The organism is Actinoallomurus acanthiterrae, assembly GCF_054775715.1.
The window spans coordinates 1,131,919-1,152,700 of sequence record NZ_BAAHCO010000001.1 but is presented as its reverse complement, the minus strand read 5'-3'; the positions used below and the strand labels follow the sequence as shown (position 1 = coordinate 1,152,700).

Below are 20,782 nucleotides of genomic sequence, written 5' to 3'. Positions count from 1 at the left end.
CGTTCATGACGCGGGCATCCCTGGATAAGCGACCGGCCGAGGTGGCGGCGATGTTCGACCGCACCGCCGCGCGATACGACCTGCTCAACGACCTGATGACCGGCGGGCTGGACCGGGTGTGGCGCCGCGAGGTCGTCAAGGCCCTGGACGTACGGCCTGGTGAGCGGGTCCTCGACCTGGCGGCCGGCACCGGCACCTCCTCGGTTCCGTTCGCGCAGGCGGGCGCGCACACCATCGCCTGCGACTTCTCCCTCGGCATGCTGCAGGAGGGCGTGCGCCGCAACGGCTCGGCGGGCCTGCGGTTCGTCGCCGGAGACGCGCTGCGGCTGCCGTTCGCCGATTCGTCGTTCGACGCCGTGACCATCTCGTTCGGGATTCGTAACGTCAACGACACCGTCCACGCACTCGCGGAGATGCGCCGGGTGACGAGGCCGGGCGGGCGACTGGTCGTCTGTGAGGTCAGCCGGCCGCCGAACCCGGTGATCCGGACCATGCACGGCCTGCACCTGAAGGTCGGCCTGCCGCTGATGGCCAAGGTCAGCTCGAACCCGGACTCCTACCACTACCTGGCGGAGTCGACGGCGGCCTGGCACGACCAGGCGGCATTCGCCCGGCTCATCCAGGAGGCCGGCTGGACCTCGGTGCGCTGGCGCAACCTCACCTTCGGCGCCGTCGCCCTCCACCACGCCGTCCGCTGAGGAACCCGCCGCCCTTGTGCGGGAAGCGGGCTTGCGCGGAGAAGCGGGCTTAAGAAGCGGCGTCCGGGCCGTTCGCCGCGGGCTTCCGGCTGCCGACGACCGGCTCCGGGTCGCCGTCCGCACGCCGCTCGGCGAGGGGCGGCTCGGCCAGGGCCGCGGGCTCCGGGTCGTCGTCCGCGCGGCCCGCCTGCTGAACGGACGACGCGGAGTCCTCCTCGTCGTCGGCGTCCTCGCGGGCGGCGCCTTCGGCGAGGTTCTCCCGCATCCGGGCGGCGCGCCGGGTCACGGAGGTCGAGATCGCGTCGCGCTGCCGGGACAGCAGGACGAAGCTGACGATGCCGCTGATCAGGACCGCCAGCGCGAGCAGCAGGAAGCCACGCGCGCCGACGAGGAACAGCACTCCGGCGGTCGCGCCGAACAGCACGAACCGGGCAAGGGTGTAAAGGAATACGGAACGCATGACCCTCTGAGGGTATCCCTACCCTCCGAAGGTCCGCCCGGGGCCCGGCTCGCCGGGCCCCGGACCCGCATCACCGCTGGCCACCGGCCTCCAGATCCGCGCCGGCCCGAGGCGCCCGTCTCCCGGAACCCCGGCCACCAGCCCGGGCTCACGTCGTCCCGAGCCGCTCTCCCGGATCCGCGTCAGTGCGCGTCGCCGGTCCCCGGATGAGACGTCACTCGGTGCCGGCGGCTCCTCCGCGAGGATCTCCGCGTACAGCGTCGGGTCGACGTTGGCGCCGGAGACGACGGCGACGTGGCGCTGCGGGCGGCCCGCGTGGTGGCGGCCGCGGGAGGCGGTCGAGGCGAGGTGCCCGGCGGTCGTGACCGCCCCGCCCGGCTCGGCGACCAGGCCCGCGCGACGGGCGAGCAGCCGCATCGCGTCCCGGATCGCGTCCTCGCCGACGGTGATGATGTCGTCGACGTACGCGCGGATGTGCTCGAACGGCAGTTCGCCGATGCGCTCGACGCGCAGGGCGTCGGCGATCGTACGGCCGGTCTCGGCGGCCGGCCAGCCGATCCGCTGGCCGGCGAGGAAGGACGCCTTCGCGTCGGCGGCCAGCTCCGGCTCCACGCCGATGACCTTGGTCTCGGGCCGCTTCGCCTTGATCGCCGCGGCGATGCCGGAGATCAGTCCCCCGCCGCTGATGGGCACGAAGACCGCGTCCACCTCGGGTTCGTCGTCGAGGATCTCCAGGCCGATCGTGCCCTGACCCGCGATGATCCTGCGGTCGTCGAACGGCGGGATGAGCGCGTACCCGTGGGCGGCGGCCAGGCGGTCGGCCATCTCGACGCGGGCCTCGATGGTCGGCTCGACGAAGACGATCTCCGCACCGAGCAGGCGGCAGGCGTCGACCTTCACGGCCGGTGTCGTGTTCGGGACCACGAGGACGGCCGGGATGCCGAGGACGTGCGCGGCGTACGCGACGGCCTGCGCGTGGTTGCCGCTGGAGTGCGCGATGACGCCGCTCTTCCGCTCCTCCTCGGGCAGCGCGCTGATCGCGGCGTACGCGCCGCGGAGCTTGAAGGAGCCGACCGGCTGCAGCGACTCGGCCTTCAGCAGGAGAGGAGCGGAGGGCGCCGTACCGCGAAGCGGTACCAAGGGGGTGCGGATGGCGACGCCGGACAGCCGCCGAGCGGCGTCCTCGATCTCCTCCAAAGTCACAAGATCGGGCATATCGATCACCCTACGGGGAGTGAACGGGTCGCCGCGCGCCGGTCGCCGTCTCACCCCGGAGCGGTGATCATCTCACCGTCGGGCTGTCGTCATCTCACCGTACGACCGGTGCCATCTGGCCGTCTGCCGGGTAGCGAAGCGACCGCGCGCCACGGAGTTCGAAACTGGTCGGTCACGTGTAGTCATTACTGCATGTCACAAAACTACGTAGCGTGATCTTTTCCGAAAACAAGGGAGAAATCGGTCTTGACACGGCAGACTGAGAAACAGTCCACCCGCGACGAGAGCGGGACAAAGGGGGAGAGAAAACGTGGAGAGTACGAGCGAGCGCCTGCTGACCCCGGGTGAGGTCGCCGCCCTGTTCCGGGTCGACCCGAAAACTGTCACGCGATGGGCTGCGGCAGGCCGGATCAGCAGCATCCGGACCCCGGGAGGCCACCGCCGTTTCCGGGAATCCGAGGTGCACGCCCTACTGAGGGGCGAGGAGCCGGTCGAGGCCTCCGTACGCAGCGAACTGAGCCGCTAGACGCGCGACCGACGGCGACCGCGACTCGCCGTCACTCCTCTGGCTGTCGGGCCTTGAACTCCTCGAATTCGGCGCGCAGCGCCTCATCGTCCTCGCGCCACCGGCGGCGTTTTTCCGCCATCTCCTCTTCCGAGATCGACTGGGCGAGAAGCCGCTGGTAGTCGGGATCCTCCGGGCCGATCTCCACGTAGGCCTGTCCGATCACGCTCCCCGCGCCACCGTGCGTCTGTCGGCCACGCGCCAACACGCTCGCGGGCACCCGCAGGTTACCGCCGGGGAGTCTGATCACGTACATCGCAGATCACCTAAATCCCGTATTTGCGGTTGAAGAAAAGCATCACATTCAGCGCCGTACGGGTATCCCCGCCGAGCATGTCGACAAGCGCGGGCCGTTGCCGCGACGCGATCGCGGCGAAGGCGTCCGCGAAGAACTCGTGGCGACCGAGATCTTCCGCCTGCCGGTGAAACTCACTCTCCAAGTGTGGAAGACATTGGGCGTACAGTGCACGGAACTCCGGGGTGTCGGACTGCCATTGTCGACCGCCGTCTTCGGTCATCGTGCCATCGATGTCATCGAGGGCATGACCGATCTCATGAAGCATCACGTCCGGCGTAGGTGACGGACGGTCGCCGACCACGATCGTGCGATCGCCGTACGCCCCGGCGCAGATGTCCCAGGTGCCCTTGCCCGACGGAAGCGGCTCGCCTCGGAGGTAGTCCATGTCGTCGAGGTCCGGGACGCCTCCGGAGCCGACGTAGATCCCGCTGAGGCCTTCGGCCAGCTTGTCCTTGAGCAGATCGGGCAGTTCGGCGAGGCTGTCGACGGCCCGGACGACGTCCGGAGACACCGGATCGGCGTCGGGATACCACTGGCGGTACAGAATGTCCTCCAGGGCTCCGCAGTGCCGCCGTCCGTCCCGTACGTCGGGCGCGTCCGGCCGATGGGGCGCGGCGCGGGGCAGCTCCTCGTCGAGCTCGAAGTCCCGCCAGGTGTAGCGGAGTTCGTCCGGTCGCTCGGGGACCGGGGTGTCCACCGGCCCGATCGCCGCGCCGTCACTCCGCTCCGTGAGGCGCCGCTCCTCGTCGGGGCGGAGCTTACGGAACCGGCCGAGCGCGTCCCTCGGCTGCAGGCGGCGGGGCCGGCCGGGCCGATCGGCGTCGCCGGCGGAGTCCTTGCTCCGGCGATGACGCCCGGTCCGGGCGTCGGCGGGTGCGTCGAGCTGCTGGCGACGGTTCACCCGGTAACGCATGAGACGTCCCCTCGCTCGGCTAGGCGGAAGCGTAAGCCAGCCCTCGGGGACACGTCATCCCCACCCAGGCGACGGCCCACTGTGGTCACCTCGACGCCGTCCTGGCGGTGCCGAGCCGCGGCCCGTTGCGGCCATCCCTTCGGTGGCATTCAGGTCGGCGGGTTACCCTGCGACCATGCTCGTCCTTGCCGTCGTGCTCGTCCTGGTCGCACTCGGCGTCTGGCTGTTCTGTCTGTTCGAGGTCCTGTCGACCGATGAGAGCGAAACCCGGCACCTGCCGAAGTTCGCGTGGTTCCTCATCGTGCTTCTCGGCTTCGAACTCGGTGCGATCGCCTGGCTCCTGTTCGGTCGGCGCCGCCGATTCGTCACCGCCGGCGTCACCGCGTGGCCGCCGGACTTCCTCACCTCGGCGGGCGGCGAGGGCCGGGAGGAGGCCGCCGCCGAGCGCGGTCCGCTCGGCCCGGACGACGATCCGGAGTTCCTGCGTCAGCTCGACCGCCGCCTCCGCGGCGAGGATTAAAAACACCGAACCCCGGCGCCGGTGACGGCGGCCGGGGTCGGAGAGACGTTCTCGGCGGGTCAGTGCAGGGCGCTGCCCTTCACCCACTTGTCCCAGGACAGGGCCCAGAACACCCAGCCGTTGGAGTCGACCTCGTTGGACAGCTTCCGGTCGGTGCCGGTGACGTTCACGATGTCGCCGCGCTGGGAGATGCCGTAGAAGTACTTGGCGCCGGTCGGCGAGGTGCGGACGCAGCCGTGGCTGGCGTTGCGGTGGCCGAGCGCGTCGTACTCCCCGACGCTCTGGTGGACGTACTCACCCTTGTTGGTGATCCGGACCGCGAGGTTGACGACCTCCTTGTAGTAGCCCGGGTCGCCCTTCTTCCGGTTCGGCGACTCCATCGTCACGCTCTCGGACTTCTCCTGCGTGATGTGCAGACCGCTGGTCGTGGTGTACTCCGTCGTCGTCCCCATGCCCGTGCTGATCGGGAACTTCTTGACGACGCCGTCGTGGTTGACCGTCATGTAGTGGGTCTTGGCGTTGGCGACGGTGACGTTCGACACGCCGATCTTGAAGGACCGCGACTGGTCCTTCGTGCCGTACACGCCCTTGAGGCCGCGCACGCCGGCCAGGTGGGCGGTGAAGTTGACGTTCTGGTGCGCGCCCCAGAACTTCTCGGTGCGGAAGACGACCTGCTGGCTCGACATCCAGTGCCAGGCGCCGGTGTCGCCCTTGTCCGACTTGACCTCGAGGGCCCGCTCGACGTTCGCCTTGTTGGCGATCGGCTTGTCGAACGTCACGATGATCGGCATCCCCACGCCGACCTTCTCGCCGGGCTGCGGCGTGATGTCAGTGATCTTGAAGGTATCCGTGGCCTTCTGCGTCTGGAACTTGCTGGTGGTCGTGGTCGTCTTGCCCTTGGCGTTCTTGGCCGTGACGTTCACGGTGTACGAAGCGCCGGGCGCGAGCGTCCACTTGGTCTTCCACTGCGTGTGGTCGGGGGTGAAGTCGCCCGGCACGGCCTTGCCGCCCTGAGCCACCGTCACCTGCTCGAGCTTGCCGCCCGAGGACGCGACCGAGACGCCCTGGTCGGGGCGCACGGAACCGGTGCCGTTGGCCGGAGTGACGCGCACCTGGGCGTCGGGGGCCTTCGTTCCACCGTTGCCGTTCGTCCCGGCCTCGCTGTTGCCCGAACACGCGGACGCGCCGGCGAGCAGGGCCGCCATCACCACCATGCCGACGGTCGACCGCCTGTTAACCACCCGTGTCCTCCCAGATTCACCCACGACCCATCTGACGCACATCGAACGTAAAAAGTTGCCAGTGGGGCTTAATTAATCAGCCAGCGTAGGAGTGCAACCCGTGGACGAGGTAGTTGATTCCGAAAAAGTTGAAAAGGAGACACCCGAAGGCGATCAGCGAGATGACGGCCGCCTTGCGGCCGCGCCAGCCCGCGGTGGCGCGGGCGTGGAGGTACCCGGCGTACACCACCCAGGTGATGAACGACCAGGTCTCCTTGGGGTCCCAGCCCCAGTAGCGGCCCCACGCGGAGTCCGCCCAGATCGCGCCGGCGATGATGGCGAACGTCCAGATCGGGAAGCCGAACATCATGGTCCGGTACGAGATGCGGTCGAGGGTCTCGGCGTCCGGGACCCGATCCATGATGCCGCCCGGCTTGAAAGCCTTCTCGCGGGCCTTGACGAGGTAGAGGATCGTGGCGACGCCGGCGACGGTGAAGACGCCCGTGGCCGTCACGGCGGCGGTGACGTGGATGGCGATCCAGTACGAGTGCAGCGCCGGACGGAGCGGGCCCGGGTCGTCGTACAGCCAGATCGTGGCGATGCCGAGCGCGATGACGACGGCGACCATGAGGAACGGGCCCAGCCAGTTGATCTTGTAGCGCCAGAGCATCACCAGGTAGACGGTCACGGCCGCGAAGGTGATCGCGGACATGAACTCGTACATGTTGCCCCAGGGCACACGGTCGGCCGCCATGCCGCGGGTGACGATCTCGGCGCCGTGGACGCCCCAGGCGAGCACGTTGATGAGGAGGGCGAACCGGCCCCACTCGATCCGGCGGCCCTCGTCCTCGTCGGTCTCCTCGACGTCCGTGACGGCCTCAGTGTCGGGTCCGCCGGCGCCGACGAGGACCTTCGCCTCGCTCGGCGCCGCGGCCATGGCGCGCCGCCGCCCGAACGCGATGTCGGCGGCGTATCCGACCATCGCGACGACGTAGAGCAGCACCGCGCCGAGCATCAGCTGGTTGCTCAGGTTCGCCAGATGGGTGTCGACCACGGTCGTCACTCCTCGTCTGTGTTCGGGGGTTCTTCGGGCGCGGCCTTCTTCAGCCGCTCGACGATCGCGTCGAAGTCCGGGGTGGCGCCGCCGAGCGTGAGTCCTCCGACGTCGACCACGGTACGCCCGCCCTCGGCGGCCTTCGCACGCACCCACACCCTGCGGCGGCGCACGAGGAACGAGGCGACGATGCCCATGATCGCGACGATGCCGGCGGCGAGCGCGGGGACGCGTCCAGGGTCGTGGTTGACCGCGAGGGTGACGTACTGCTTGTAGCCGTCGAAGGTGACCGATCCGGCGCCGTTCGGCAGCTGCAGCGTCTGGCCGGTGGCCAGCGGCTTGACCTTGTTCCCCATGAGGATGGGCTTGAGGTTCTTCGTGTCGAGCCGGTAGACCGACTGCGGCGCGCCGTTGGACAGGCCGAGGTCGCCCTTGAAGGCGAACAGCGCCACCTGCGGGTTCCACGCGGCGGGGAAGGCCGACACGACCTTGCCCTGCTGGTTCGGCGCGGCGGTGGGCCAGAACAGCCCGATGAAGCCGAGCTGATCGGGCTGAGCGTCGGGCACCTTGATGACGCCCTCGGAGGCGTACGTCGCCTCGTTGGTCGGCAGGAACGGCACCGCCCCCTGGAAGGCGACCTGCCCCTTGCCGTCGCGGACGGTGAAGCGCGGCGCGTAGCCGTGGCCCAGGAGGTAGACGCGGGCGCCGTCCACGTTGAGCGGGTGGTTGACCTGCAGGTCGTACGGCTTGGCCTTGGACTTCGGGCCGTTCTTGTACCGGATCTTCGCCGCGAAGCTGGTCGGCTGCCCCCGGTTGGGGCCGCTCATGAGGTAGCCGGCCTTGAAGGAATCGACCCAGACCGTGAACGGCGGCAGCGTCGAGGAGTTGAAGCTGCGGCCGCCCTTGAACGCGTCGTACGAGGTGAGCGTGTTGGAGAAGCCCTCGCCCTCGGTCACCAGGACGTTGCCCTTGTAGCCGAGCGCCGCCCCGGAGCCGACCGCGAACAGCAGCACGAGCAGGGCGAGGTGGAAGACCAGGTTGCCGGTCTCCCGGAGGTAGCCCTTCTCGGCGGCGACCGCGTCGTCGTACGCGTCGACGCGGAACCGCCGCTCCTTGAGGATCGTCCGCGCCTCGGCGAGGACGGTCTCCGGTGCGACGTCCGTCTCGTACGACGCGGCCTCCGGCAGCCGGCCGAGGTTGCGCGGGGCCTTCGGCGGGCGGGCCCGCAGCTGCGCGTAGTGGTGCTTGGTCCGCGGCAGCACGCAGCCGGCCAGGGACACGAACAGCAGGATGTAGATCGCCGCGAACCACGGCGCGGAGAACACGTCGAACAGCGACAGCTTGTCCAGCCACGGCGCGAGCGTCTTGTGGTTGCTGATGAAGGTCGTGACGTCCTCCGGCGCGGACCCGCGCTGCGGAAGGAACGACCCGGGCACGGTGCCGAGCGCGACGAGGAACAGCAGCACCAGCGCCGTGCGCATGGAGGTCAGCTGCCGCCAGCCCCACCGCAGCCAGCCGAGCAGGCCGATGCCCGCCGGACGGTCCTTCGGCGCCTGCGGCGCTGCCTGGGTCTCCGGAGCGTCGACGCTCACGGGCGGGCCCCCTTGTCGAACAACATCAGATCACCGTCTTGAAGCCGGACACCCAGCCCTGCAGTTGGACCGTCAGGTCGCTCCACAGCCCGGTCACCAGGAGCACCCCGATCGCGACGAGCAGGCCACCGCCGATCCGCGTCACGGCCTGATAGTGGCGCTTCACCCAGCCGAACGCGCCCAGTGCCCTACGGTACGCGACGGCCGTGAGCAGGAACGGCACGCCCAGGCCCAGGCAGTAGGCGAAGGACAGCAGCGCGCCGCGCGCCGCGCTCGCCTCGGTGTAGGCCATCGCCTGCACGGCCGCCAGGGTCGGGCCGATGCACGGCGTCCAGCCCAGACCGAACAGCGCGCCCAGGAACGGCGCCCCGGCGATCCCGGCGGCGGGCAGCCGGCTGGACTTGACCGTCCGCTGCAGCCCGGGGATGAAGCCCATGAACGCCAGGCCGAGCACGATCGTGACCGCGCCCAGCACCTTCGTGATCACCTCGGCGTGCCGTTGCAGCAGCGAGCCGAACCCGCCGAACGCCAGCCCTGCGCTGACGAACACGACCGTGAACCCGAGGACGAACAGCCCCACCCCGAGCAGCAGCCGCCCGCGCTTCCGCTCCGCGAGGTCCGCGCCGCTCATGCCCGTGACGTACGACAGGTAACCCGGCACGAGCGGCAGCACGCACGGCGACAGGAACGACACCAGCCCGGCCGCAGCCGCGACCGGGAACGCCATGACGAGCGAACCGCTGGTGATGGTGCTCATTTCTCGGCGGCGACCTTGGTGACGAGGTCCTGGAGGCGGGAGTAGGGCACGCTGCCGATCACGCGGACCGCCACCTTGCCGTGCCGGTCGATGATCAGCGTGGAGGGCACGGCGTTCGGCGGGATGTCGCGGAAGGCGAGCGCGATCTGCCCGGCCTGGTCGTACAGGCTCGGGTACGTGATCTTGAAGCTGCGGATGAAGGCCTGGGCGTTGTCCTTGCCGTCCTTGATGTCCACGCCGACGAACTGGACGCCCGAGCCCTTGGTCTTCTCGTAGATCTGCTCCATCGTCGGCGCCTCGGCGCGGCACGGCGCGCACCAGGAGGCCCAGAAGTTGACGACGACGACCTTGCCGCCGAACTGCGCGAGGTCGAAGGGCTTGCCGTCGAGCGTGGTGCCCTTCACCTGCGGCGCGGCCTTGCGGGTCTTGAGGATCTGGCTGGAGTTGTCACCGGCGACGTACCGCGAGTCGGAGCCGGTGCCGTTCTGTCCCGAGCCGGTGCCCGCGCATCCGGCGAGCGCGCCGGCGCCGAGCAGAATGACCGCCGGAAGGGTCAGGGCACGGGGGGTCACGGGCACACTCCTACTACTACAGGCTGTAGTACTCGCTTCTATTGTGCAGGAGGGCTCAGGCGCCGGGCACACTGGGGCGGCGGGAAAGGTCCCCCGCCGGCTCCGCGTAGTCGACCTTGACGATGCGGTCGTCGTCGTACGTGAAGCTGGTCACGCTGGCCAGCCCGCACTGACGGCGCGCCGGGTGGTGCCACATCCGGCGGCCCTCGACCTTCCGCCGCGTCACCCAGATCGGCAGCTGGTGGCTCACGCACACCGCCTCGTGCCCGCGCGCGGCGTCGCGCGCGTCGGCCATGGCCGCCAGCATCCGCCGGGCGATCTCCGCGTACGGCTCGCCCCAGGAGGGACGGAACGGGTTCCAGAGGAACGGCCAGTGCTCCGGCCGCCGCAGCGACCCGTCGCCCACACCGAACGTGTGGCCCTCGAAGTGGTTGCCAGCCTCGATCAGCCGGTCGTCGGTGCCCGCCTCGAGCCCGAGCGTCTCGGCGATCGGCTCGGCGGTCTCCTGGGCGCGCTCCATCGGAGAGGACACGAGCACGGTGATGTCACGCCCGTCGAACCACTTGGCCGCCGCCTTCGCCATCAGCCGGCCGTCGTCGCTGAGGTGGTAGCCCGGCAGCCGCCCGTACAGGACACCCTCGGGGTTGTGCACCTCACCGTGGCGCAGCAGATGAACGATCGTCTTCATAGCGCCCCCACACTACCGGCCCGCAAGAGCGGCACCGCCGACCCCACCAACGAGTGGCCGACCCGAGACCACGACATTACCTGCATGCGATGTCACCTGCATTTACTGCTACCTGCATGCGATGCAGGTAGCATTCGATGCAGGTAACCTATTTCAGCCGGGGGTCCAGATGGCGTTCGTCGGGCGAGAGCAGGAGCTGGCCCTGCTGCGGGACTGGTGGGCGCACAGCCCCGAGCGCCCGGCCCTGGTATGGGGACGACGAAGGGTCGGCAAGACAGCGCTCATCCAGCGCTTCGCCGAGGACCTGCCCCGCGTCGTATTTCATACGGGCGTCGGGGAGCCGGCCGAAGCGGAGCTCGCGGCGATCTCCCGGCAGGCGGCGACCGTCCTTCCGATCGACATCCGCGATCTCGACGCCACGCCGTACCGAGATTGGGAGGATCTTCTCGACCACCTCGCCCGCGCCGCCCAGGAGGAGCCCATCCTCCTGGTGCTCGACGAGTTCCCGGAGCTCATCGCGACGTCTCCGGCCCTTCCGGGGATCCTTCGGGCCTTTCTCGACCGCACGATGGGCAGGACGCGGCTCCGGCTACTGATCTGCGGCTCGGCGGTCCGGACGATGTGGTCGATCCAGCAGACTCGGGCGCCCCTGTACGGGCGGTTCAACCTGGCCTTGCCCGTCCACCCTTTCCGGCCCCACGATGCGGCATCGATGCTGCCCGGCCTGTCGCCCGTCGATCGGGCCCGCGTCTTCGGCATCGTCGGCGGCATGCCGTTGTACCTCACCTGGTGGCGACAGGAGATGTCGGTGACGGACAACATCGCCCGGCTGGCCTGCCGGCCGGGCAGCCCCCTGCTCACCGAGGGCAGGCTGATCATGCTGACGGAGGTCGGCGCCGACCATTCGGCGGCGACTCTGTACGCGATCGCGGCGGGGAAGACGCGTCACCATGAGATCGAGGACGCCATCGGCGCCGATCCCAGCCGTGTGCTGGAGCGGCTTTTGGAAGCCCGCCTCATCGAACGGGTCATCCCGGTGACCGACGATCCCCAGCGCTCCCGACGCCGCATCTATCGCATCGCCGACAACTTCCTCGCGTTCTACCTCGGCCCACTCTTGCGATACCGCAGTGAGATCGAGCGCGGACACGGTGACAACGTCGTGCCCGCCCTCATCAAGAGACTCGACGAGCACATGGGCCCGGCCTATGAAGAGGCGTTCCGAGAGCACCTGTGGCGGCTGGCGGCCCGAGGTGATCTCGGGGAGAGTGTCGTGGCCATCGGCCCGTGGTGGAAGAAGGACGGTCAGGATCAGATCGACGCCGTGGCTCTGGCCGAACCGGACCGTACCCGCGTCCCCGTGCTGGTCGGCGAGTCGAAATGGGGCCGTCGTGTCGACGCCAGACGCATCACGGCGAAGCTCCGGACGAAGGCCCTCGCGTTGACGGACGCCGTGGACGACCTGCGGTACGCCGTCTGCGGCCGCGAAGAGATCATCAACGCGGATCCGGACACTCTGACCATCACCGCCGAGGACATCTTCGCTCCCGGTGAGTGACCGCCCGGCTCCAGCCTTCCGTGGACACGCCGTGGGGAATGCCGGCGTTCGGTCCTGTCTCCGAGATGCTTGAAGACATCCCCGCGAACATCTTCGACTTATCCGCGTCTTATAGAGAGTGAAGATCGACATGAGGAATCGGCGGCTGCTCGCCGGTCTGGCCCTCGCGGCCGCGACCGCCGCCACGATGACGGCCTGCTCCGGCGGGGGTTCGAAGGCGACACCGGTCGCGGCGGACGCCACCATCAAGATCACGCCGGCGGACGGCACGCGGACCGTCCGGCCTGACCAGGGCGTCGCGGTCGCGGTCTCCGGCGGACAGCTGGAGCAGGTGGACGTGCGGCAGGACGGCGCGACAGCACCGGGCGGGTTCGCCGCCGACCACAAGTCGTGGAAGACCACCTGGACCCTGAAGCCGGGCGTCTGGTACCAGGTGAAGGTCACGGCCAAGAACTCCAAGGGCCACGAGACCGCGGTCATGAGCCGGTTCCGCACCTCCCCGGCGGACCACAAGATCGCCATCTCCGACGTCACCCCGCAGGCCGGAGAGAAGGTCGGCGTCGGAATGCCGATCATCGTGACGTTCGACGGCCCGGTCGCCAACAAGGACCAGGTGAAGCAGGCCCTTGAGGTGAAGTCGGACAAGGCGGACGAGGGTGCCTGGCACTGGATGTCGGACCGGCAGGTCGTCTACCGCACCCACCAGTACTGGCAGCCGCATCAGAAGGTCGTCTTCACCGCACACCTGGCCGGCGTACGTGCCGCCAAGGGCGTGTACGGCACGACCGATGTGACCAAGCGCTTCTCCATAGGCGCGTCGAACATCACCGTGGCGAACGGTAAGACGCACCACATGAAGGTGACCCACGACGGCGTCGTGAAGAACTTCCCGATCAGCATGGGCAAGGCCACCACACCGGAGTACACCACCACCAGCGGCATCCACCTGACCAAGGAGAAGGAGGATCCGGTGACGATGGTCTCGCCGGGGCACAAGCCCGGTGACCCGGAGTACTACAAGGAGGTCATCCACCTGGCGGTCCGGATCTCGGACGGCGGCGAGTACGTCCACCAGGCCGGCGAGGAGTACGACGCCCTCGGCGTCCGCAACGCCAGCCACGGCTGCGTCCGCACCTCACCGACCGGCGCGCGGTACTTCTACGGCATCGCGCAGCGCGGCGACGTCGTCGACGTCACCGGCACGGACAAGAAGTTCGTCGACGAGCCGTACGACACCGACTGGAAGTTCTGGGAGTACTCCTGGAGCAGCTGGGTGAAGAACGGTGACCTCCAGCGCTGATCGGCCGGAGAGCGGTCATCGGTCCTGTGATCAGCACATCGTGAACGAGACGCGCTTCACGATGTTGGGTTCGTCCATGTAGACCGCGACGACGCACGCACGTCGTACCGGCACCGCGATCAGCTACATGAGGGGCGAGAACGGTGCTTACCCTTACTCATCAGACACGCTTCCGACAAGCCGTCGTATCGGGCGCATCACGGTCGGTAGGATCTCTGGCCGTGTCCTCCTGGCGAGCCGCAGGCGAAATCGCACCCACGTATCCCCACCCCATGCAGACGCTGACCCTCATGCTCATGGACGGTTCCGTGCCCCGCCGGGCCCGAGGGGATATGGACGCCTGCCTCGCGGCCGTTCTCGAAGGCGCCGAGAACAACCTCCGTCCAGAGCCGGGCGGCCGGATGCTCTATCCGTTCGGGCTGGTCATGGACGCCGACGGGGTGCTCCGGACGGCCGCGCAGTACGAGGTCGACTACGCGTACGACGAGACGGCCACCGCCGCCACGCTGCACCACCTCGCCGACGACTACCGCACGCGCGCCGCCGAGCTGCGCTGCGCCACGCTCACCTACTACGTGCGCATGAAGGAGCCGTCGCCGGGCGACACGACCCCCGTCAACGTGCAGATCCGCAGGTCCACCGACTGGCGGAACGGCGCCTCCGAGCCCCCGCCGGGGACCGTCGACGCCGTCGCCATGGAGGTCGAGCACCAGGCGGGCTGCGCGCTCGCGGTGTTCATGCCGTACGCCTGGCAGGGTCCGCGACAGGAATTCGTCGTTGGCGACCTGATGGCCGTCCCCGCCAGACGCCGCATCTGGCCCGAATCCTGAGCGGCAAAACCCGTCGAGGGCAAAAGCCGGTCGGGGCCCGGTCAGTCGGGGAGCAGCGCAAACTCCTGACCGCAGTCCTGCTTATTCGCGGCACATGTCGCCACGCTTGCTCCCCAGAAGGGAAACCCTGAAAAACTTTCGATGTTCACGGGGACCGTCCCAGGACCGCATTGCTGCGCCGAGTAGTAATACTTAGAGACCAGATCCTGGTATACCGTGAGGCGCACAAGGTAGCATCCGGAACCCGTGTTGGACAGGTTCCCGGTAACCGTCACCTTAGTGATGACAGGGCTGGCTGTGACGGACCACTCACCGCCCGCCGTGGCCGTACGGTATTGAGCGGTCCACGGCTGACCAGTTGCCGCACCAGCGGGCGCCGCTACGAATGCGGTTGCGCAGAATAGAGCGCCGGCCACTCCGGCAGCTACTTTATGAACCATGTACATCCCTCCTCAGGTCGGTTCTTCGATTATTCTGCACAGCCGGTGTCGATCAATTACACGAATGGGTACCACCTAGGGACCCAGCAATTCCACCTTTAGGTAATGTCCATCCTCCCCTCTCATGCGGTATTTCGCAGGTGTGGTGGAGGCGGAGGAGATCACGGTCACCGTACCGGGAGGGGTGTCCGGTTTGCATACGTCGGCGATATGCCGTGCTGTTTAGGCTTCGGATATGCGTGTGCTGATCGCCATGGTGCCCGGCACCGGGTATCGCATCGACACAGGACCAGACGCCGAGGCGGGGGAGGCGACGATGGATAGGACGCCCTGTACGGCCGGCGGCGGATGTACCTTCTCGGCGTCGTCGTGTTCACGGCGACGTCGTTCGCCTGCGGCGTCGCGCCGGGGACCGGGGTGCTGATCGCGTGCCGGTTCCTCCAGGGCGCGGGTGCGGCGGTCATGGTGCCGCAGATCATGAGTCTCATCCAGACGCGATTCACCGGCCCGGCGCGCGCGAAGGCGCTGTCCGCGTACGGCGTGGTGCTGTCGCTCGGCTCGGTCGCCGGCCTGGTGATCGGCGGGCTGCTCGTCAGCGCGGACCTGTTGCCGCCGTCCGCTGCAACAGCGGGCCGAGCGCCGCGGTCTCGGCCTCGTTCAGATCGGCCACATGCACGACGTGACGGAGCGGAACGACCACTAGGGTGCCGACGCCGAGCGGTCCGACGCAGTGCTCCACCACCCAGCCCGAACTCTCATGGAGGAGCCCGCCCGGCAACGGCCGCGCCCCAGAGATCAAGTCACACGACAGGCATGAATCCGTTGAGTCCGTCACGCGGTGACGCGGACTCCCTCGACGACGGCGACCTCGACGCACTGGCCGCCCTGCTCGTCACTTCGCGTGCTTCGACACCACTGGACCGCCGGCAGTTCTTCCACATTCACGTGCCCTCCAGAATGGAGCGGATGAGCTCTTCGGACGCCGCAGCAGGCAATGCCGCCGCCCTGACCAGGTCGAAGCGGGCTTTGAGCCACCCGACATACCGATTCTCCTTCGTGATACCACCTGGGAGTTCGCCTGTCGCCGCATAGGCCACGTCCGGCCCACCGTCGAATCCCATGATTGTGAACGGCATCGAGAGGTAGACCGGCGCGTCCTCCGGAAGGATCTGGATGGTGACGTTCGGCTCCTTCATCTCGTCTAGGAGGCGTTGGAGTTGGGCGCGCATCACTTCCGGGCCGCCGATCTTGCGGCGGATGGCGTATTCCGCCAGCAGGAGGACGATCCATGGGGGCTCGTCGCGGCGAAGGATCTGCTGGCGGTCCATGCGGGTGGCGACCAGTTGCTCGGCCTTGTCGGGGTGGTTGCCCGCGCTCAGGACCGCGCGGGCGTAGTCCTCGTTCTGGAGCAGGCCGGTGACCAGCATCGGCTCGAAGATATGCATTGATGTCGCCGCGCCCTCCGCATCCAGGAACGGGCGGAACCAGCCGAGAGCGAGTTCCCGGGCGGCGTGGGGTTGGAGTTCGCTGAAATAGCCGTCGAGGGCGAAAAGCCGGTCGAAGTCCTCCGACATCGCCGTCGTGGCGGAGCGCTTCGCGGTTTCGATCTTTGAGATGAGGTCGCCGGTGCAGCCGACGCGGTCGGCCAGGGAATCCTGCGTCCAGCCGTTGGCGTCGCGATACTTCCGGAGCTTGTAGGCGTAGAGCGCCGCCACCGAAGCGGTCGGGTCCACCTCGCGCCGATATGCCATGTCGCCCTCCAGGCCGAAGCTGTCGGGGATTGTCGAACCCCTTCCATTGCCGAGAGTAGTCATATGACAACAGAGTGAGACGCGATTCGAAAATCTCGCGATCGACACGATGGGCAGGGTCATGATCGCCGACTCGTACTCCCTCAAGCTGGGACCGCATCCGGGCTCCGCCAAGGTGGCCAGGCTGGCGGTCGAGCGGCGGCTGCAGGACTGGGCGCTGCCGGAGCTCCTGGACGACGTGCACCTGGTCACGACCGAGTTGGTGTCGAACGCCGCCCGCCTCGGCGCCGTCTTCGAGCTAACGATCAGCCGGCCGGGCGAGCGGACCGTACTGGTCGAGGTGCGGGATTACGGCGACGGCGAGCCGGTGCTGCACGACGCGGACCCGGACGAGGAGGGCGGTCGCGGGCTGTTCATCGTGCAGGCGTTCGCCACGGATTGGGGCTGGCGGGCGGAGAACGACGGCAAGACGATCTGGGCCCGCTGCGGCGGATGACGAGGCTCCGCGCGACCGGGTCTTCCCCCGAAGCCGAGCGCGCGGCGAGGGCCACGGCGAGCGTGGAATGAGGGACCGATGCTCGCCGTGGCCCGTACGATGCCGATCGGCCGGATCTGGGGATCACTCGGTCCGCAGGCCCTCGGGGTCCATCAGGCGCCGTAGTGCCGGGAGGGTGAGTGCCGTCACCAGGAGCACGACGCCGCCGGCGACGCCAGAGATGCCGGCGACGACGGTCCAGTTGACGCTGACGGGCTCGTTGACGATCTGCAGGAGCAGCGCGCCCAGACCGGCCCCGGCTGGAATCGCCAGCACCAGGCCGAGCAGCATCGGCACGGCCGTCTGCCACAGCACCGACCGGCTCAGGACCGAGCGCGGGGTGCCGAAGGCGACCAGCATCGCCAGGAGCCGACGTCGTTGTCGCAGCTGTTCCAGGCTGGTCACCAGCAGACTCGCCCCGATCACCAACAGGGCGGCGACCACGCCGATGAACAGGCCGCGGCGAATCGCGGTGAACCGACCATCGGCCCGGGTGGTGCTCAGCACCATGACGTCGGCCATCGGATCGATGGTCTGGACGGCATTGCGCACGTGCTCCAGGGCGTCCTTGTTCCTGTCGTCCACCCGCACGAGCGTTTCGATCCGTGCCTGCTGGAGGATTCGACGGTCGACGGCGGAGACCGTGGCGAAGACGCCTGTCTGGGTCGTGCCGCGCGGATCCGTTCGCGGCCCGGCCGGGTGCGCCGACGCGGGGATCCGCCAGGACGGGCCCCGGGTCGCGCCGGCGCCCTCGCCCGAGCCGATCCGGACGGTGGTGCCCGGGCGCGGGGTGCCCGGCTCCTGCGGAGCGGTGAAGAACACGTCGCCGTCGGTGCATCGGTCGATCCGGAGCAGCTCCCGGAGGGCGGGACAGTCGGCCAAGGTCAGTGGGAATTCCGACGGGCTCTTCTGGGCCCTCATGGCGACGGTCGCCTCGGCGATGACCCCGCGGACGCCGGGTGCGGAGCCCAACCGCGCCGCGACCTCGGCGGGCGTGCCGTCGACCGCCCTGCTGAAGTTCACCTCGGCCTGCGCGCGCGACGGGTCCTGGCCGGTCCTCTTCACAGAGTCGCCGCTCGCCGCAGCGAAGATCGTCTGCAAGGCGATCGCGCCCGCCACGGCGACCACGATGCCGCTGACGGCACGTACGGACGTCCCGCTGTCCAGCTGAAGCCGGCGCACCGCGAGCTGCCAGGACGGCCGGCCGCCGCCGAGGCGGCCGACCACGGCCTCGACGGCCCACGGCAGCAGTGCCGCGATGCCGATGAGCAGCAACGCCACGCCACCGGCGACCTGGTACTGGTTGAAACCTCTCCCTGCGCCGAGGAGCGGATACAGCAGGGCCAGGCCGATGACCGGTACGGCCGCACGCCACCAGAGTCGGCGCCGGGTACGGGCCGCGCGGCGGACCACGCCGAGTGGCTCGATCATGACCTTCCGGAGGGAGATCAGGGCGACGAAGACGGCCGAGATGGGTACGGCCAGCGCGATCAGCGCCGCCGGCACCAGGGCCGGCCGGACGTCGGCGGTGAAGAAGCTGATGCCGAACATCGTGATCCGCTCGACGAACACCCGTACGACCAAGAACACGAGCACACCGACCGCCAGCCCGAACACGGCCGCGACCATCGCCTCGGCCGCCGCGAAGCGCCGAGCCATGCGCTGGTCCGCGCCGATCAGGCGCAGCGCGGCCAGCCGGCGGTCGCGGGATTCGCCGCCGAAGCGCATGGCCGTACCGATGAACACCGCGATCGGCAGCAGCAGCACCACGAAGGCGATGACCACGAGGAGCAGCAGTACCGGTCCGAGGCTTTCACTCGGGGAGTGATAGCCGAAGGACGTGACCCGCGCGACGCGGTCGGACCGTTCGGTGAGCCGGTCGCCGCCGAGGTAGAACGCGTACTCCCGCGCTCCCTCAAGACCCCGAGGGCCGATGGTGCCGGTGATGCGGTAGTTCAGCCGCGGCCGCAGCAGCGCGCCCTCGCGTGCGGACAGCAGGTCGGCCAGTGCCGGTGACACCACCATCTCGCCCGGCCGCGGAAACGCCGTCACGCCTGGCGGGAGCGGCGCGCGGGACCCCTCGGGCCGGAGCACCCGGCCCCTGATCGGCTTGTCGCGGAACTCCGTGTCCGCGGCGCCGATGAGAAGCGAGCGGTCCGAACGGGGCGACCGCACGCCCATCATGTAGTCGCGCGCCGAGGTCCGCTCGTGACGCTCCTGAAGCATCGTCGGCATCGAGGCCGCGACCAGGAGCATCGCCACGCCGAGCCCGACGCCGACCGAGATCATCGCGATTCTGACCCACCCGGAACGCCCGCCGGCGAACGCCAGCCGGACACCGATCGCGAGGTCACGAGGCCACCGGGCGTACGGGCCGCTCGCCGCCGATCGCGAACCGGCCGGTGGCACGCCCCGGTCCGGCCCGGCTCCCGTGTCCGGCCGTCCCCGGCCCGGCCCGCTCACGTCGGCTCCACGTCCCCCGTCCGGCCCGCTCATGCCTGCTCCACGTTCCCCCTCCGGCCCGCTCACATCGGCTCCCGGGTCCGGCCGTCCCGTACGACGACCTCGCGGTCCGAGTAGGCGGCGACCCGCGCGTCGTGGGTCACCAGCAGTACGGCGGTGGCGGTGCGCCGGGCGACGGCGGTGAGCAGGCCCATCACCTTCTCGCCGTTCCAGGAGTCCAGCGCGCCGGTCGGCTCGTCCGCGAACACCACGCTGGGGCCGGTGACCAGCGCGCGGGCCACCGCGACCCGCTGGCCCTGCCCGCCGGAGATCTCCCCGGGCCGCTTCGCGGCGACGTCGGCCACCTCCAGGTGCTCCAGCCACTCGGTGGCCCGCGCCTCGGCCGCCCGCTGCCGGGCACCGCCGAGCCGCAGCGCCAGCGCGACGTTCTCCAGGCAGGACAGCTCGGGTACGAGCTGCCCGAACTGGAAGATGAACCCGAACTCGGTGCGGCGCAGCGCGCTGCGGCGCGCGTCGGACATGGTGGTCAGGTCGTCGTCGCGGTAGACGACGCGCCCGGAGTCCGGCCGCAGGATGCCCGGCCAGGCAGTGCATCAGCGTCGACTTTCCGGACCCGGACGGGCCCATCACGGCCACCACCTCGCCGGCGCGGAGGTGCAGCGAGGCACCGTCCAGCGCCTTGCTCGGGCCGAACGCCTTGTGCAGGTCGACGCCGTACAGCAGCGGCGGCGCGCCGGAACGGTGGCCGGTCATCGGCGCCTCGGAGGAGATCGTGTGGCTCATCGGCGCACGTCCAGGGTCAGCTCGTCGAGCCGTGTGGCGGTCATCTCCAGCCAGCGCAGGTCCGCTTCGAGGTGGAAGAGGGCGTGGTCGCAGATGAGCTTGTCGGCGAGGTCGCCGTCCATCTTGCGGCGGGTGAGTTCGCGCATGAGGCGAAGGTGCTCCGCCCGCTGGGCGTCGAGGAGCTCGGTGGCGGGACGGCCGGTCAGCAGGGCGAGCACCACCTTCGTGTACAGGGTGCTCTGGAGATACGGCTCGGGCTTCTCCGGCCGGCCGAGCCAGCGTTCGACATCGGTGACGCCGGCGTCGGTGATGGCATAGCACTTGCGCTCCGGCCCGCCGCCGGGCTCGACGCTCTCCACTTCGACGAGCCCGTTCTTCAGCAGCCGGGCCAGGGTGGAGTACACCTGCCCGTAGTGCACGGGACGGTCGCGCCCGAACCGTTCGTCGTACGCGCGCTTGAGGTCATAGCCGTACCGCGGGCCCGACTCCAGTAGGCCGAGCAAGGTCTGTGCGACTGACATGCCCTCACTATAAACACCGTCTATAGTCGCGGTGTATAGATAACCGCAT

Annotated in this window: 21 protein-coding genes and 2 pseudogenes; 8 read left to right on the top strand and 15 right to left on the bottom strand. The window is 69.2% G+C overall.

All coding sequences use genetic code 11. The features are described from left to right. Positions 1–5 precede the first annotated feature (5 nt). Entirely contained in the window at positions 6–698 is a 693-nt protein-coding gene (locus ACYVF7_RS05675; RefSeq protein WP_460335906.1) for a demethylmenaquinone methyltransferase, read from the top strand. A gap of 49 nt (positions 699–747) precedes the next feature. Here the strand turns inward: ACYVF7_RS05675 and ACYVF7_RS05670 are convergent, their stop codons facing one another. Further along, a complete protein-coding gene (locus ACYVF7_RS05670) occupies positions 748–1,158 on the bottom strand; it encodes a DUF4229 domain-containing protein (RefSeq protein ID WP_460335903.1) in 411 nt (136 codons plus the stop codon). A gap of 18 nt (positions 1,159–1,176) precedes the next feature. Next, positions 1,177–2,373 (bottom strand): threonine ammonia-lyase, encoded by a 1,197-nt coding sequence (locus tag ACYVF7_RS05665; RefSeq protein ID WP_460335900.1) that lies wholly within the window; start codon positions 2,371–2,373, stop codon positions 1,177–1,179. Between the two features lie 310 nt (positions 2,374–2,683). Here ACYVF7_RS05665 and ACYVF7_RS05660 point away from each other — a divergent pair, with 310 nt between their 5' ends. Further along, on the top strand, positions 2,684–2,899 hold the full coding sequence (locus ACYVF7_RS05660) for a BldC family transcriptional regulator (RefSeq protein ID WP_252840677.1): 216 nt from the start codon (positions 2,684–2,686) through the stop codon (positions 2,897–2,899). Positions 2,900–2,930: 31 nt separating this feature from the next. Here the strand turns inward: ACYVF7_RS05660 and ACYVF7_RS05655 are convergent, their stop codons facing one another. Together ACYVF7_RS05655 and ACYVF7_RS05650 are read right to left on the bottom strand one after the other, a co-directional pair. Next, the gene (locus ACYVF7_RS05655; RefSeq protein ID WP_460335898.1) at positions 2,931–3,194 is read right to left on the bottom strand and encodes a hypothetical protein; all 264 of its coding nucleotides are present in this window, start codon (positions 3,192–3,194) and stop codon (positions 2,931–2,933) included. Positions 3,195–3,204: 10 nt separating this feature from the next. Further along, complete coding sequence (locus ACYVF7_RS05650) at positions 3,205–4,149, bottom strand: hypothetical protein (protein ID WP_460335895.1); 945 nt, start codon at positions 4,147–4,149, stop codon at positions 3,205–3,207. Positions 4,150–4,324: 175 nt separating this feature from the next. On the opposite strand from ACYVF7_RS05650, the gene ACYVF7_RS05645 reads away from it, so the two are divergent. After that, on the top strand, positions 4,325–4,669 hold the full coding sequence (locus tag ACYVF7_RS05645; protein ID WP_460335893.1) for a PLD nuclease N-terminal domain-containing protein: 345 nt from the start codon (positions 4,325–4,327) through the stop codon (positions 4,667–4,669). A 59-nt stretch (positions 4,670–4,728) separates the two neighbouring features. Here the strand turns inward: ACYVF7_RS05645 and ACYVF7_RS05640 are convergent, their stop codons facing one another. The 6 genes from ACYVF7_RS05640 to ACYVF7_RS05615 form a co-directional block, all read right to left on the bottom strand. Further along, positions 4,729–5,910, bottom strand: coding sequence for a L,D-transpeptidase (locus ACYVF7_RS05640; RefSeq protein ID WP_460335890.1), 1,182 nt, complete (start codon positions 5,908–5,910; stop codon positions 4,729–4,731). Positions 5,911–5,986: 76 nt separating this feature from the next. Then, positions 5,987–6,943, bottom strand: coding sequence for a c-type cytochrome biogenesis protein CcsB (gene ccsB / locus ACYVF7_RS05635; RefSeq protein WP_460335887.1), 957 nt, complete (start codon positions 6,941–6,943; stop codon positions 5,987–5,989). 5 nt (positions 6,944–6,948) lie between these two features. Further along, complete coding sequence (gene resB, locus ACYVF7_RS05630; RefSeq protein WP_460335884.1) at positions 6,949–8,535, bottom strand: cytochrome c biogenesis protein ResB; 1,587 nt, start codon at positions 8,533–8,535, stop codon at positions 6,949–6,951. Between the two features lie 25 nt (positions 8,536–8,560). Further along, entirely contained in the window at positions 8,561–9,292 is a 732-nt protein-coding gene (locus tag ACYVF7_RS05625) for a cytochrome c biogenesis CcdA family protein (RefSeq protein ID WP_460335881.1), read from the bottom strand. Further along, positions 9,289–9,864: a TlpA family protein disulfide reductase gene (locus ACYVF7_RS05620; protein ID WP_460335878.1), complete on the bottom strand. Its 576-nt coding sequence runs from the start codon at positions 9,862–9,864 to the stop codon at positions 9,289–9,291. Before ACYVF7_RS05620 ends, ACYVF7_RS05625 begins: the two co-directional genes overlap by 4 nt. A 55-nt stretch (positions 9,865–9,919) precedes the next feature. Continuing rightward, entirely contained in the window at positions 9,920–10,552 is a 633-nt protein-coding gene (locus ACYVF7_RS05615) for a histidine phosphatase family protein (protein WP_460335876.1), read from the bottom strand. A 169-nt stretch (positions 10,553–10,721) separates the two neighbouring features. On the opposite strand from ACYVF7_RS05615, the gene ACYVF7_RS05610 reads away from it, so the two are divergent. From ACYVF7_RS05610 to ACYVF7_RS05595, 4 genes and pseudogenes are all read left to right on the top strand, one after another. Next, positions 10,722–12,110 (top strand): ATP-binding protein, encoded by a 1,389-nt coding sequence (locus ACYVF7_RS05610; protein ID WP_460335873.1) that lies wholly within the window; start codon positions 10,722–10,724, stop codon positions 12,108–12,110. A 130-nt stretch (positions 12,111–12,240) separates the two neighbouring features. Further along, positions 12,241–13,410 (top strand): L,D-transpeptidase, encoded by a 1,170-nt coding sequence (locus tag ACYVF7_RS05605; protein ID WP_460335871.1) that lies wholly within the window; start codon positions 12,241–12,243, stop codon positions 13,408–13,410. A 272-nt stretch (positions 13,411–13,682) separates the two neighbouring features. Further along, positions 13,683–14,240: a hypothetical protein gene (locus tag ACYVF7_RS05600; RefSeq protein ID WP_460335869.1), complete on the top strand. Its 558-nt coding sequence runs from the start codon at positions 13,683–13,685 to the stop codon at positions 14,238–14,240. Between the two features lie 770 nt (positions 14,241–15,010). After that, positions 15,011–15,265 (top strand): annotated as a pseudogene (locus ACYVF7_RS05595) (MFS transporter); the annotation flags it as partial. A gap of 246 nt (positions 15,266–15,511) precedes the next feature. On the opposite strand, the gene ACYVF7_RS05590 reads toward ACYVF7_RS05595, so the two are convergent. Both ACYVF7_RS05590 and ACYVF7_RS05585 read right to left on the bottom strand, forming a co-directional pair. After that, positions 15,512–15,625, bottom strand: coding sequence for a DUF397 domain-containing protein (locus ACYVF7_RS05590; RefSeq protein ID WP_460335866.1), 114 nt, complete (start codon positions 15,623–15,625; stop codon positions 15,512–15,514). Next, the gene (locus ACYVF7_RS05585; protein ID WP_460335863.1) at positions 15,622–16,554 is read right to left on the bottom strand and encodes a helix-turn-helix domain-containing protein; all 933 of its coding nucleotides are present in this window, start codon (positions 16,552–16,554) and stop codon (positions 15,622–15,624) included. The genes ACYVF7_RS05590 and ACYVF7_RS05585 overlap by 4 nt, the downstream gene beginning before the upstream one ends. On the opposite strand from ACYVF7_RS05585, the gene ACYVF7_RS05580 reads away from it, so the two are divergent. Then, complete coding sequence (locus ACYVF7_RS05580; RefSeq protein WP_460335860.1) at positions 16,541–16,927, top strand: ATP-binding protein; 387 nt, start codon at positions 16,541–16,543, stop codon at positions 16,925–16,927. The two genes, ACYVF7_RS05585 and ACYVF7_RS05580, sit on opposite strands and share 14 nt — an antisense overlap. 123 nt (positions 16,928–17,050) lie before the next feature. Here the strand turns inward: ACYVF7_RS05580 and ACYVF7_RS05575 are convergent, their stop codons facing one another. The 3 genes and pseudogenes from ACYVF7_RS05575 to ACYVF7_RS05565 form a co-directional block, all read right to left on the bottom strand. Further along, positions 17,051–19,462 carry an ABC transporter permease gene (locus ACYVF7_RS05575; RefSeq protein ID WP_460335857.1) on the bottom strand — a complete coding sequence of 804 codons (2,412 nt, stop codon included), beginning with the start codon at positions 19,460–19,462 and terminating at the stop codon, positions 17,051–17,053. 29 nt (positions 19,463–19,491) lie between these two features. Next, a pseudogene (locus ACYVF7_RS05570) lies at positions 19,492–20,182 on the bottom strand (ABC transporter ATP-binding protein). 26 nt (positions 20,183–20,208) lie between these two features. Further along, positions 20,209–20,733, bottom strand: coding sequence for a PadR family transcriptional regulator (locus ACYVF7_RS05565; protein WP_460335854.1), 525 nt, complete (start codon positions 20,731–20,733; stop codon positions 20,209–20,211). Between the last annotated feature and the right edge of the window lie 49 nt (positions 20,734–20,782).